The 13,611-nt window shown below is 58.6% G+C and carries 12 protein-coding genes; 8 read left to right on the plus strand and 4 right to left on the minus strand.

Translation table 11 applies throughout. From position 1 onward, the window contains the following. Nucleotides 1-47: 47 nt before the first annotated feature. On the minus strand, nucleotides 48-692 hold the full coding sequence (locus tag BMY54_RS00155; protein ID WP_093429486.1) for a dual specificity protein phosphatase family protein: 645 nt from the start codon (nucleotides 690-692) through the stop codon (nucleotides 48-50). 303 nt (nucleotides 693-995) lie between these two features. Between BMY54_RS00155 and BMY54_RS00160 the strand changes: the two genes are divergently transcribed. The 3 genes from BMY54_RS00160 to BMY54_RS00170 are packed head-to-tail and all read left to right on the plus strand — an operon-like array spanning nucleotide 996 to nucleotide 4,843. Further along, on the plus strand, nucleotides 996-1,742 hold the full coding sequence (locus BMY54_RS00160) for a gluconate 2-dehydrogenase subunit 3 family protein (protein WP_093429487.1): 747 nt from the start codon (nucleotides 996-998) through the stop codon (nucleotides 1,740-1,742). A 2-nt stretch (nucleotides 1,743-1,744) separates the two neighbouring features. Next, entirely contained in the window at nucleotides 1,745-3,529 is a 1,785-nt protein-coding gene (locus BMY54_RS00165) for a GMC family oxidoreductase (RefSeq protein ID WP_034152261.1), read from the plus strand. A 12-nt stretch (nucleotides 3,530-3,541) separates the two neighbouring features. After that, on the plus strand, nucleotides 3,542-4,843 hold the full coding sequence (locus BMY54_RS00170) for a c-type cytochrome (RefSeq protein ID WP_093429488.1): 1,302 nt from the start codon (nucleotides 3,542-3,544) through the stop codon (nucleotides 4,841-4,843). Between the two features lie 59 nt (nucleotides 4,844-4,902). Here BMY54_RS00170 and BMY54_RS00175 read toward each other — a convergent pair whose 3' ends face one another. Together BMY54_RS00175 and BMY54_RS00180 are read right to left on the minus strand one after the other, a co-directional pair. Then, a complete protein-coding gene (locus BMY54_RS00175) occupies nucleotides 4,903-5,178 on the minus strand; it encodes a hypothetical protein (protein WP_093429489.1) in 276 nt (91 codons plus the stop codon). 207 nt (nucleotides 5,179-5,385) lie between these two features. Then, nucleotides 5,386-5,688 carry a hypothetical protein gene (locus BMY54_RS00180; protein ID WP_093429490.1) on the minus strand — a complete coding sequence of 101 codons (303 nt, stop codon included), beginning with the start codon at nucleotides 5,686-5,688 and terminating at the stop codon, nucleotides 5,386-5,388. 227 nt (nucleotides 5,689-5,915) lie between these two features. Between BMY54_RS00180 and BMY54_RS00185 the strand changes: the two genes are divergently transcribed. From BMY54_RS00185 to BMY54_RS00195, 3 genes are all read left to right on the plus strand, one after another. After that, a complete protein-coding gene (locus tag BMY54_RS00185; protein ID WP_093429491.1) occupies nucleotides 5,916-6,974 on the plus strand; it encodes a PA0069 family radical SAM protein in 1,059 nt (352 codons plus the stop codon). 238 nt (nucleotides 6,975-7,212) lie between these two features. Next, nucleotides 7,213-7,941 carry a carbonic anhydrase gene (locus tag BMY54_RS00190; RefSeq protein WP_064116616.1) on the plus strand — a complete coding sequence of 243 codons (729 nt, stop codon included), beginning with the start codon at nucleotides 7,213-7,215 and terminating at the stop codon, nucleotides 7,939-7,941. Nucleotides 7,942-8,031: 90 nt separating this feature from the next. Then, complete coding sequence (locus BMY54_RS00195) at nucleotides 8,032-9,558, plus strand: SulP family inorganic anion transporter (protein ID WP_093429492.1); 1,527 nt, start codon at nucleotides 8,032-8,034, stop codon at nucleotides 9,556-9,558. 135 nt (nucleotides 9,559-9,693) lie between these two features. Here BMY54_RS00195 and BMY54_RS00200 read toward each other — a convergent pair whose 3' ends face one another. Continuing rightward, on the minus strand, nucleotides 9,694-10,344 hold the full coding sequence (locus BMY54_RS00200; protein WP_093429493.1) for a hypothetical protein: 651 nt from the start codon (nucleotides 10,342-10,344) through the stop codon (nucleotides 9,694-9,696). Between the two features lie 369 nt (nucleotides 10,345-10,713). On the opposite strand from BMY54_RS00200, the gene coxB reads away from it, so the two are divergent. Beyond that, a complete protein-coding gene (gene coxB, locus BMY54_RS00205) occupies nucleotides 10,714-11,841 on the plus strand; it encodes a cytochrome c oxidase subunit II (protein WP_034152255.1) in 1,128 nt (375 codons plus the stop codon). 82 nt (nucleotides 11,842-11,923) lie between these two features. Next, nucleotides 11,924-13,510, plus strand: a complete 1,587-nt coding sequence (gene ctaD, locus BMY54_RS00210) for a cytochrome c oxidase subunit I (protein WP_034152254.1) — start codon at nucleotides 11,924-11,926, stop codon at nucleotides 13,508-13,510. The last annotated feature ends 101 nt before the right edge of the window (nucleotides 13,511-13,611 follow it).

Here is a 13,611-nt window from a genome sequence, read left to right on the forward strand (position 1 = left end):
TGCAGCTTGAAAACCTTCCACGATGCAACGTCGTGGAAGGTTGCGGATTACTTCAGATTGACTGACTGAAACCAGCTCTTCATCGAGCAGGTGGCAAACGCACTGGTGCTGCAATCACCATTGGCCAGAGCGGTGCGCAGCTTGTCGACATCGGCCTGCATCACATAACGCACGCCATCCTTGAAATGGCCGCTTTCTCCAAATCCGCCCTGAGTCATTTCATTCAGCGCATCTTCCTTGCTCCAGCCTTGCACCACGATCCGGTACATCGCCGCCATCAGGCCGGTGCGGTCAGAGCCGTGTTTGCAATGCATCAACACCGGACCGTTGGCTTCGGCGGACTGAATCGCGCGCAGAGTCTTGAGCACATCGGCGTCATCGACATGATTGGTGCGGTAAGGCAATTGCACCTGGTTGATGCCCGGCTCGGACAACCAGTTATTGTCCGCTTCCGGAAGGAAGTTGATCACCGTGGCGACTTTCAGATTCTTCAGCAACGGCACCGCACCGCCATCGGGCAAGGCGCTGCGATAGAGCGTCGGCGACATCTGGAACAGGTTGTATTGCACTTCGACCGGTTGCGCCCAATCAGCAGGACGAACTGTCGCAGTTGCCGCAGCCTGGGCAGGCATCCAGGGCAACAGCACCAATAGCGATAAGCACAAAGCGGAAAAAAAACGCACTCGGGACATGCTGGGGTAACCGTGTCGGGGTTCATCGGTGAGAGGAACTGCAGCTTCGATGTTGAGCGGTCAAAGCCCTGTGAGGCGCTTGTCAAAGAATCGTGAATCCGCACGGTTTCATGCACTGGCATGCGGAAAACCGCTGTTTTTTTCCACTGAATCGATTCATCCCGAAGCTTAGCCTGCTACCATTTGTCACACGATGTTGCAGACGCGTCCCCATTTTCCGGGTCATACCGTCACGTCGCGACGAAAATTCCTCAAGCCGTTCGCAGAAGCGGCTGTCCCCTAATGCCTGATGAGGTGCACCCCATGTCTGATGAAAGTCGAGACAACCCGCGGCGTGAGTTCTTACGCAAATCCCTGACCCTGATACCGGTGGTCACCCTGGCTGGCACCGGTCTGGGCAGCAGCGTCTTGCAAGCAGCGCCTGAAGCCAAACCTGCTGCGCCCGCGCCGCAACCGGTTCGCGCTGATGCCAGCGTGTATCAGCCGAGCTATTTCACCGCCGAAGAATGGGCGTTCGTCAATGCCGCCGTCGCACAGCTGATCCCCAACGATGCCCAAGGTCCGGGGGCGCTAGAAGCCGGTGTCCCGGAATACATCGACCGGCAGATGAACACGCCGTACGCCGCCGGTGCACTTTGGTACATGCAAGGCCCGTTCAATGCCGACGCCGCTCCGGAAATGGGTTGGCAGAGCAAACTGGTGCCCAAAGAGATCTATCGACTCGGCATCGCCGCCACGGATCAGTGGGCAAAATCCCTCAACGGTAAAGTATTTGCTGAGCAAGACAGCGCTACCCGAGACGATTTGCTCAAGCAACTCGAAGCTGGCAAGCCGCAATTCGATGCGGTTCCGGCAAAGATTTTCTTCAATCTGCTGCTGCAAAACACCAAGGAAGGGTTCTTCTGCGACCCGATCCACGGTGGCAACAAAGGCATGGTCGGCTGGACCATGATCGGCTTCCCCGGCGCCCGCGCCGATTTCATGGATTGGGTGGAACGTAACGAGCAATACCCCTTCCCGGCAGTGTCGATTCGCGGCGAGAGGGCGTAAGCATGGCAACGGTAATGAAGAAGGTTGACGCAGTGATCGTCGGTTTCGGCTGGACCGGCGCGATCATGGCCAAGGAGCTGACCGAGGCGGGTCTCAACGTGCTGGCGCTGGAGCGCGGGCCGATGCAGGACACCTACCCGGACGGCAACTATCCGCAGGTGATCGACGAACTCACCTACAGCGTGCGGAAAAAACTCTTTCAGGACATCTCCAAGGAAACCGTCACCATTCGCCACAGCGTCAACGACATCGCCCTGCCGAACCGCCAGTTGGGCGCGTTTCTGCCGGGCAATGGTGTTGGCGGCGCCGGACTGCACTGGTCGGGCGTGCACTTCCGGGTCGATCCGATCGAGTTGCGCATGCGTAGCCACTACGAAGAGCGCTACGGCAAAAGCTTTATCCCCAAGGACATGACCATCCAGGACTTCGGCGTCAGCTATGAAGAACTGGAGCCGTTCTTCGATTTCGCCGAAAAAGTCTTCGGCACCTCGGGCCAGGCCTGGACGGTGAAAGGCCAATTGGTCGGTCAGGGCAAGGGCGGCAACCCGTACGCGCCGGATCGCTCCAACCCGTTCCCGCTGGAAGCGCAGAAGAACACGGTGTCTGCACAGCTGTTCGGCAAAGCGGCTACAGAGGTCGGTTACAAACCCTATAACCTGCCGTCCGCGAACACCTCCGGACCGTACACCAACCCTTACGGCGCGCAAATGGGCCCGTGCAACTTCTGCGGTTTCTGCAGCGGCTATGTCTGCTACATGTATTCCAAAGCTTCGCCGAACGTGAACATTCTGCCGGCGCTGAAACCGCTGCCGAATTTCGAACTGCGCGCCAACGCCCACGTGCTGCGCATCAACCTCGACAGCACCAAGAGCAAAGCCACCGGCGTGACCTACATCGACGCTCAGGGTCGCGAGATCGAGCAACCGGCGGATCTGGTGATCCTCGGCGCATTCCAGTTGCACAACGTGCGTCTGATGCTGCTGTCCGGCATCGGCAAGCCATACGACCCGATCAGCGGCGAAGGCGTGGTCGGGCGTAACTTTGCCTACCAGAACATGGCGACCATCAAGGCGTTCTTCGACAAGGACACCCACACCAACAACTTCATTGGCGCCGGCGGTAACGGCGTGGCGCTGGACGATTTCAACGCCGACAACTTCGACCACGGCCCGCACGGCTTCGTCGGTGGCTCGCCGATGTGGGTCAACCAGGCCGGCAGCCGGCCGATTGCCGGCACTTCGAACCCACCGGGCACACCTGCGTGGGGCAGTGCCTGGAAACGCGCGACCGCCGATTACTACACCCACCAGGTGTCGATGGACGCCCACGGCGCGCATCAGTCCTACCGTGGCAATTACCTCGATCTCGATCCGGTGTACCGCGATGCCTATGGTTTGCCGCTGCTGCGGATGACCTTCGACTGGCAGGAAAACGACATCAAGATGAACCGCTTCATGGTCGAGAAAATGGGCAAGGTCGCCGAAGCGATGGGGCCGAAAGCCATTGCGGTGATCGGTAAGAAAGTCGGCGACCACTTCAATACGGCGTCGTACCAGACCACCCACCTCAACGGCGGCGCGATCATGGGCACCGATCCGAAGAAGAGCGCGTTGAACCGCTACCTGCAGAGCTGGGATGTGCACAACGTCTTCGTTCCGGGCGCCTCGGCGTTCCCGCAGGGCCTGGGTTACAACCCGACCGGGCTGGTTGCGGCACTGACCTACTGGTCGGCGAAGGCGATCCGCGAGCAGTACCTGAAAAACCCCGGCCCGCTGGTTCAGGCTTAAGGAGCGATGACCATGAAAAATCTCGTTATCGCGACCCTGGCGCTGCTCGGCAGCGCTTCCATTCATGCGGCTGAAGTTGATCAAAGTCTGATCAAACAGGGCGAATACCTCGCCCGCGCCGGTGACTGCGTAGCCTGCCACACTGCCAAGGGCGGCAAACCGTTCGCCGGTGGCCTGCCGATGGAAACCCCGATCGGCACGATCTACTCGACCAACATCACCCCGGACAAGACCGGCGTCGGCGAATACAGCTTCGAAGACTTCGATCAGGCGGTCCGCCATGGCGTCGCCAAAAACGGCAGTACGTTGTACCCGGCGATGCCGTATCCGTCCTACGCGCGTGTCAGCGAAACCGACATGCAAGCGTTGTACGCGTACTTCATGCACGGCGTAGAACCGGTGGCGCAGGAAAACAAGGCCAGCGACATTCCGTGGCCGTTGAGCATGCGTTGGCCGTTGATGGGCTGGCGCTGGATGTTTGCGCCGAAGGTCGAGGACTACAAGGCAGTCGGTGACGACGCCGTCATCAGCCGTGGCGCGTATCTGGTCGAAGGCCTCGGCCATTGCGGTGCCTGCCATACGCCACGCGCGCTGACCATGCAGGAAAAATCCCTGAGTGCGGCTGACGGCACAACCTTTCTCGCCGGCAGTGCGCCGCTGGAAGGCTGGATCGCCAAGAGTCTGCGCGGCGATCACAAGGATGGCCTCGGCAGCTGGAACGAGGAACAACTGGTGCAGTTCCTCAAGACCGGGCGCAGCGACCGCAGCGCGGTGTTCGGCGGCATGAGCGATGTGGTCACCCACAGCATGCAATACATGACCGATGCCGACCTGACGGCGATTGCCCGCTACCTCAAGTCGTTGCCGGCCAGCGATCCGAATGATCAACCGCATCAGTACGATGAAAAAGCCGCCAAAGCCTTGTGGAACGGTGACGACAGTCAGCGCGGAGCTGCGGTGTACATCGACAACTGCGCGGCGTGCCACCGCACCGATGGTCACGGCTACACCCGGGTGTTCCCGGCGCTGGCGGGCAATCCGGTGCTGCAATCGGAAGACCCGACTTCGTTGATTCACATCGTGCTCAAGGGCGGTACGTTGCCGGCGACGCACACGGCACCGTCGACGTTCACCATGCCGGGCTTTGCCTGGCGCCTGTCGGACCAGGAAGTGGCGGATGTGGTGAGTTTCATTCGTGGCAGTTGGGGCAACAAAGGCGCGCCGGTTGACGCTGAAGATGTAGCCAATCTACGCAAGAACGATATGCAAACGACTTCCGGGGATGATTTGGGGCAAGTCACCACGCATAACTGACGGACCTGATTGATACTCCGCTGGCACGGTTCGACTTTTCGTGCGGTGCCAGCGGACGGTCAACGCTTGGACTGAAAGCCTTTGAACTGCGCAAATGCATCGGCCAGTTGCAGATAGAGCTTCTCGTCATATTTGTCGATGTCGCCATCACCGTCAGCATCGACGGCGTCTTCGCAGATCACGTCATAACGACCATTGGCCTGCGACGACGAAGCAAAAAGCGCATAGTCGTAATCCATCATTTCGGTCGCGTCTTCGCTGTAGTGGTAAAACGCGATTTCCGGAGTTCCATCTCGATCCATATCCGCAATTTCCAGCAGTATTCTGATAGCCATGGATGAAACCCTGCAGATTGATTACGTGCTTGAGATTAGGGTTGGCGAAAATTCCGGTCTACTGTCAGAGTTGACAGGGTGTATACCCAGCCAGTCTTTTACTGGCCACCTGTCATTTACCGTCTTTTCTTCTAAAACAATAAAGTCCTGCATGAGTCGTCATGCAGGACTTTATTTTCATTTGCTGTGAGACTCTTGAATTTTCAATTACGGATTAACGATACTTACATAAGCCTTGGCCAGTGCAATCAACTTCGTTTTGTCGTCGTTATCAATATCGCCATCACCGTCCACATCTTTCTTGTTGGTGCGAACAGTGAACGTTTTGCCACGGTCGCTGGACACCGCCACCACGTAGATCGAGTCGACCAGTGCCTCGGTGGGCAGTTCCTGTTCGGCGTTCCAGCCCAGTTCCTTTCGTGCCAGTTGCATCGAAACAATCGTGTTGGGTTCCGATGCATTGGGTTGCATCATTTGCACAAAGACACCGCGCTGATTGAGGTAAGACATGAATTAAATCCTTTTAATTTAGTTATCGGACAAGAACCACTCGAAGTAGCCAAGACTATCTTTGATAACTTGTCACGACAATCGAACATATGTATCTCGGGTTGTACTTCGGCTCTGCACCTATATATAAATTTTGGAACTCAGCAAGTATCCCATCGCTGAACGGTACTGGATCAACGTGGGCTCGCTCATGTACTGTATGCATATACAGATCAGGAGCCTGCCCAATGATCAACCCTCTTCCCCAGCGCGGTCGCGGCACCGCCAGCAACCCGCACAATCGCTTCGCGCCGAACCGTTCGGTGGCCGAGGATGACGGCTGGTATCAAGAGGTGCCGCTGACCCAAGGCACCGAGGTGATGATCGAAACCGCGAAAACCATCATTACCCGCAATACCTCTCCGGATCTGCCCTTCGACCGCTCGATCAATCCCTACCGTGGCTGCGAGCATGGCTGCATCTATTGCTACGCACGGCCCAGCCACGCTTACTGGGACATGTCGCCAGGGCTGGACTTCGAAACCAGACTGATCGCCAAGACCAACGCCGCCCAAGTGCTGGAAGAACAGCTCGGGAAAAAAGGCTATCAATGTGCGCCGATCAATCTGGGCTCCAACACCGATCCGTATCAGCCGATCGAGCGCGAACACAAAATCACCCGGCAGACCCTCGAAGTGCTGCTGCGTTACCGGCACCCGGTGACCATCGTCACCAAAGGCTCGCTGATTCTGCGCGATCTCGACCTGCTGACTGAGTTGGCCGAGCAACGCCTGGTCGCGGTGATGATCAGCCTGACCACGCTCGATGACGAGCTCAAACGCATCCTCGAACCGCGCGCTGCTGCACCCAAAGCGCGATTGCGCGCCATTCGGGTCATGCGCGAAGCAGGCATACCGGTCGGCGTGCTGTGTTCGCCGATGATTCCGATGATCAACGACAGCGAGATCGAAAACCTGCTTAACGAAGCCCACGCGGCCGGAGCACAAAGCGCTGCCTATATGATGCTGCGTCTGCCGCTGGAAGTGGCGCCGCTGTTCGAAGAATGGCTTCAGGCGCACTATCCGCAACGCGCCGCGCATGTGCTGAGCCTGATCCGCCAGAGCCGTGGTGGCGAGCTCTACGACAGCCGTTTCGGCGCGCGCATGCGCGGCGAAGGAGTGTTCGCCGACCTGCTCGCGCAACGATTTGCCAAAGCCATCAAGCGTCTGGGCATTAATCACCGCGAAAGCTACAACCTCGATTGCACTGCCTTCTGTCCGCCGGGTCGCCAGATGTCGTTGATTTAGCGACAATTAGCCTATGGTTGAGGGGTTGGAATCCTTCCGCCGAAATCACTCAGTCACGTTTTTTGTGACCTGGAACACACGTGCTAGAGCGTTTGATTCAGTTTGAGTTAAGTTTCGGCGGCTACCTTGTTCATCGAGTGACTGACGGGTCGGGATGACCCGGATGTTTTAAACAGCCACTGGCTTCATACCGGAATACATGGGAACGACTCCCCTAATCCGCCAAAGAGGATGAATCATGAGTGACAAGGATAAACAGCCGTTGGCTGCGTCGGCGCAAACCCCTGAAGCGGAATCCGCCGATGCAGCGCTGCGACAGATCGTAGACGGCTTTTTGCATTTTCATCATGAGGTCTTTCCCCAGCAGGAAGAACTCTTCAAGAAACTCGCCACGGCCCAGGCGCCAAAGGCGATGTTCATCACCTGCGCCGACTCGCGCATCGTCCCTGAACTGATCACCCAGAGCTCGCCGGGCGATCTGTTCGTGACCCGTAACGTCGGCAACGTTGTCCCGCCTTACGGCCAGATGAACGGCGGCGTATCCACCGCGATCGAATACGCGGTGCTGGCGCTGGGCGTGCAGCACATCATCATCTGCGGCCACTCCGATTGCGGCGCCATGCGTGCGGTGCTCAATCCGGACAGCCTGGAAAAGATGCCGACAGTCAAAGCCTGGCTGCGTCACGCTGAAGTCGCGAAAACCATGGTGCACGACAACTGTCACTGCGCCGACGAAAAAGAAAGCATGCCGATCCTCACCGAGGAAAACGTCATCGCCCAATTGCAGCACTTGCGTACCCATCCTTCGGTAGCCTCGCGCATGGCGAACGGTCATCTGTTCATCCATGGCTGGGTCTACAACATCGAAACCAGCGAAATAAAAGCTTACGACGCGGATCAGGGACGTTTCCTGCCGCTCGATGGTAGCCATCCGATTCCGGTGGCGACGCCCAAAGCGCGCTTCTAAATCTTCCTAAACATCTGTGTGGTTTGACGCCGGCCGCTGTTTCAGCGGTTCGGCGAAGCCATGCCTGAAGAAAACTTCGGGAGAATCGCCATGCGTGCGGCTCAATTGAAAGCGGTGTTGCCACGGGAGTTGCTCGCTTCAGTGGTTGTGTTTCTGGTCGCGTTGCCGCTGTGCATGGGTATCGCGATTGCGTCAGGGTTGCCACCGGCCAAAGGTCTGATCACCGGGATCATCGGCGGTCTGGTGGTTGGCTGGCTGGCGGGTTCGCCGTTGCAGGTCAGCGGGCCGGCGGCGGGTCTGGCGGTGTTGGTGTTTGAACTGGTGCGCCAGCACGGCATTGAAATGCTGGGGCCGATTCTGCTGCTCGCCGGTTTCCTGCAACTGGTGGCCGGGCGCTTGAAGCTCGGTTGCTGGTTTCGGGTCACGGCGCCAGCGGTGGTGTACGGGATGCTGGCGGGGATTGGCGTGTTGATCGTGCTGTCGCAGGTGCATGTGATGCTTGATGCGTCACCGAAGCCCTCTGGCCTGGATAACCTCACGGCGTTCCCGGCGGCTGTGGCGCAGGCCTTGCCGTCGTTCGGCTGGCAGGCCGGACTCCTCGGGCTGTCGACGATTGCGGTGATGTGGCTATGGGAAAAATTTCGCCCGCATTCGCTACGTTTCGTGCCCGGTGCATTGCTCGGCGTGGGCCTGGCGACAGCTGCCAGTCTGCTGCTGGCGTTGCAGGTCAAACGCGTTGAAGTACCGGCGAATCTGGCCGAAGCCATTGATTGGCTGAAACCGGCGGACCTGCTAAATCTGGCCGACCCGACGCTGCTGATCGCCGCGTTCGCCGTGGCGTTTATCGCCAGCGCCGAAACCTTGTTGTCCGCCGCTGCAGTGGATCGCATGCACAGCGGCGTGCGTTCGGACTTCGACCGTGAGCTTTCGGCGCAAGGTGTCGGCAACATGCTCTGCGGTCTGCTCGGCGCGCTGCCGATGACCGGGGTGATCGTGCGCAGTTCGGCCAACGTCCAGGCCGGCGCAACCACGCGTTACTCGACGATCTTCCATGGTCTGTGGCTGCTGGCGTTCGTGCTGTTGCTGTCGAGTGTGCTGCAAAGCATTCCGGTGGCGAGTCTGGCGGGTGTGCTGGTGTACACCGGGTTCAAACTGGTCGATCTCAAAGCGTTTCGAGGTCTGGGTCGTTATGGGCGGATGCCGATGTTCACCTATGCGGCGACGGCGCTGGCGATCATCTTCACTGACCTGCTGACCGGGGTGTTGATCGGTTTCGGTCTGACGATGTTGAAACTGGCGTTCAAGGCTTCGCGATTGAAGATCAGCCTGATCGATCTGCCGCAGGACGGCGAGATGGAGTTGCGTCTGGTCGGCGCGGCGACATTCCTCAAAGTGCCGGCGTTGACGCAAGTGCTGGGCAGTATTCCGCAAGGCACCACGGTGCATGTGCCGCTCAATAACCTGAGCTACATCGACCATTCGTGTCTGGAGTTGCTGGAGGAGTGGGGCCGGGCGAATGCGGCGAAGGGCTCGAAGCTGTTGATTGAGTCGCGCGGGTTGAAGCGCAGGCTTGAAGGCAGGGTGCGGACCAATACCGGAATCGGTGCGGCCGGCTAAAAAGGCCATGTTGCGATAAACCTTGTGGGAGCGAGCCTACTCGCGAAAGCGATGTATCAGCCAACAGAGATGTTGAATGATCGACCGCATTCGCGAGCAGGCTCGCTCCCACATTGGATCTATGGCGTATGAGGATTACGCGGCAGGCTGGTCCAGTTCCAGGCCCACACCCAGTCGGCGGCCCATGCACGGCCAGCGTTTCCACGCGGCGCCGGTGTCCGGGCTGCTGAGTTTGCCGCGGTAGGCTTCTACCGATTCCAGGGCAAAACTCTCGTCGTTGAGCATCTCGTCGATGGCGTGATGCACCGCTTCGTCCAGTTGGTTGGCAAATTCCTCACCGATCAATTGGTGAGCAATCAAGTTAGCGACCGTCATGTCCAAGGGGATCAGTGGCTGGCCGAAATGCTTGATGTACAGGTCGTTGACCTCTTCGACAAAACGGTGCGCCAGATAGGCTTCGTCGAGCAGGCTGTCCAGGCCAACGTGCCCGGCCATGATGGCTGGCGGCTGGAGGAAATACTGCTCGGCGATTTTCAGCACCGGTTTGATCTGCGATTCGATTCCCGCTTCCCTGGCAACTTCATTGGCTGCATCCAGCAGGTCTGGCACTTCATCAATGTAGGCGGCGACAAAACGCGTCAGCACACCGTTGGCGTCGGCTTCCGGCAATTGGATCGCCGGGTGTAAATGAGGCAGCTTGCTTTCCAGCTGACGGGTCAGCAGGCCGGTTTCTTTTTCGTGTTGTTGGGCTTTTTGGATCTGCTCGCGCAATGCGGCGGTGTTCATGAAAACTCCAGGAAACAAGGCAATGAAATAGGGAAAACATAACTTAGCTGGCTTACGAAAAATGCTAAGACGCATTTGTCATAATTATTTCATCCTTGATGCACCCGCGTTATATCGGTTTGCCACCACTCGTCTGCATCCTTCTCCATTCGTGCCCTTGAACGCAAGTGCCAGCTGTTTCAGTTCATTTACGTGCGCACATTGCAATTTCCCGTCGCTGTCTATACTCGCCATTGAATGGAGTTAGCTGATGACGCCCGACTGCACCCGCAGCAAGGCCCGGCGATTCAAGTTCGTAGTCTGATGCAGCCGCTCCCTTGCCGCAGGCGAAAGCCGGCGGGATAACAAGAACGATAAGGGGAACCCGCAATGATGCGACATCCACACGTCTGGATGGGCCTCCTGTTGTGGTCGATTTTCAGTCCGGCACACGCTGCCTGGACTGTAAATATGGCGCCTGGAGCGACTGAAATCAGTCACGCAGTATTCGACCTGCACATGACCATTTTCTGGATCTGTGTGGTGATCGGGATCATCGTCTTCGGCGCCATGTTCTGGTCGATGATGGTGCACCGCCGTTCTACCGGGCAGGTCGCCGCAAAATTCCACGAAAGCACTACCGTCGAAATTCTCTGGACCGTCGTACCGTTCCTGATTCTGGTGGCGATGGCCGTGCCGGCGACCGCCACCCTGATCAAGATGTACGACACCAGTGAGCCGGATATCGATATCCAGATCACCGGTTATCAGTGGAAGTGGCACTACAAATACCTGGGCCAGGACGTCGAGTTTTTCAGCAACCTGGCCACTCCCGCCGAACAGATCCACAACAAGGAAACCAAGGGCGAGCATTACTTGCTCGAGGTCGACAAGCCGTTGGTGCTGCCGACCGGCGCCAAAGTGCGCTTCCTCGTGACTTCCGCCGACGTCATTCACTCCTGGTGGGTGCCGGCCTTCGCGGTGAAACGCGATGCGATCCCGGGATTCGTCAACGAGGCGTGGACGCGCATCGACAAGCCCGGCATCTACCGTGGCCAGTGCGCCGAATTGTGCGGCAAGGATCACGGCTTCATGCCGATCGTGGTCGAGGTCAAAGAGAAGGCCGACTACGACAAATGGCTCGCCGACCGCAAAGCCGAGGCTGCGCAGCTCAAAGAGCTGACCAGCAAGGAATGGACCCTCGACGAACTCAAGGAACGCGGCGACAAGATCTATCACACCACCTGCGTCGCCTGTCACCAGGCCGAAGGTCAGGGCCTGCCGCCGATGTTCCCGGCGCTCAAAGGCTCGAAAATCGCCACCGGACCGAAAGAAGGCCACTTGAGCATTGTCTTCCACGGCAAGCCCGGCACCGCCATGGCGGCGTTCGGCAAGCAGTTGTCGGAAGTCGATATCGCAGCGGTCGTGACCTACGAACGTAACGCCTGGGGCAACAACAAGGGCGACATGGTCACGCCAAAAGAAGTGCTGGAGCTGAAACAGGCGGAAAGCAAATGAGCCGGTCTATCGCGTACCTCGTGAACCGGTCGGGGCAGAGCGCCCCGGCCTGCCTCATCCACTCACGTAAAGGAGACCGGCCATGAGCGCTGTCATTGATGACCACGGTCATGCCGACCACGCCCACGGCCCCGCCAAAGGCCTGATGCGCTGGGTGCTGACCACCAACCACAAGGACATCGGCACGCTGTACCTGTGGTTTGCGTTCTCCATGTTTCTGCTCGGCGGCACGTTCGCGATGGTGATTCGTGCTGAACTGTTCCAGCCCGGCTTGCAGATCGTCGAGCCGGCGTTCTTCAACCAGATGACCACCATGCACGGTCTGGTGATGGTCTTCGGTGCGGTGATGCCGGCGTTTGTCGGCCTCGCCAACTGGATGATCCCGTTGATGATCGGCGCGCCGGACATGGCCTTGCCCCGGATGAACAACTTCAGCTTCTGGCTGTTGCCGGCGGCGTTCCTGATCCTGGTGTCGACCCTGTTTACCCCCGGCGGCGGGCCGAACTTCGGCTGGACGTTCTATGCGCCGCTGTCGACGACGTATGCACCGGAAAGCGTGACCTTCTTCATCTTCGCCATCCACTTGATGGGCATCAGTTCGATCATGGGCGCGATCAACGTGATCGCCACCATCCTCAATCTGCGGGCGCCCGGCATGACGCTGATGAAAATGCCGCTGTTCGTCTGGACCTGGCTGATCACCGCGTTCCTGCTGATCGCGGTGATGCCGGTGCTGGCCGGGTGCGTGACGATGATGCTGATGGACATCCACTTCGGCACCAGTTTCTTCAGTGCTGCCGGTGGCGGTGACCCGGTGTTGTTCCAGCATGTGTTCTGGTTCTTCGGCCATCCCGAGGTGTACATCATGATCCTGCCGGCCTTCGGCGCCGTCAGCTCGATCATCCCGACCTTCTCGCGCAAGCCGCTGTTCGGCTACACCTCGATGGTCTACGCGACGGCGAGCATCGCCTTCCTGTCGTTCATCGTCTGGGCGCACCACATGTTCGTGGTCGGCATTCCATTGGTGGGCGAGCTGTTCTTCATGTACGCCACGCTGTTGATCGCGGTGCCGACCGGGGTGAAGGTGTTCAACTGGGCCAGCACCATGTGGCAAGGCTCGCTGACCTTCGAAACGCCGATGCTGTTTGCCGTGGCGTTCGTGATCCTGTTCTCCATCGGCGGTTTCTCCGGGTTGATGCTGGCCATCGCGCCGGCGGACTTCCAGTATCAGGACACCTACTTTGTGGTCGCGCACTTCCATTACGTGCTGGTGCCGGGGGCGATCTTCGGGATCTTCGCCTCGACCTACTACTGGCTGCCGAAATGGACCGGCCACATGTACGACGAAACCCTCGGCAAGCTGCATTTCTGGCTGTCATTCGTCGGCATGAACCTGACCTTCTTCCCGATGCACTTCGTCGGGCTTGCGGGAATGCCTCGACGGATTCCGGACTACAACCTGCAATTCGCCGACTTCAACATGGTCTCCTCGATTGGCGCGTTCATGTTCGGTGCGACGCAGATCTTCTTCCTGTTCATCGTCATCAAGACCATTCGCGGCGGCCCGCCAGCACCGGCCAAACCGTGGGATGGTGCGGAAGGTCTGGAGTGGAGCGTGCCGTCCCCGGCGCCGTATCACACCTTCACCACACCACCGGAAGTGAAATGAACACAGATCTCCCTGTGGGAGCGAGCCTGCTCGCGAAGAACGATGACGCGGTTCATCTGATGCACCGAGTTGTCTGCTTCGCGAGCAGGCTCGCTCCCACA

The organism is Pseudomonas sp. ok266, assembly GCF_900110195.1.
GTDB lineage: Bacteria > Pseudomonadota > Gammaproteobacteria > Pseudomonadales > Pseudomonadaceae > Aquipseudomonas > Aquipseudomonas neuropathica.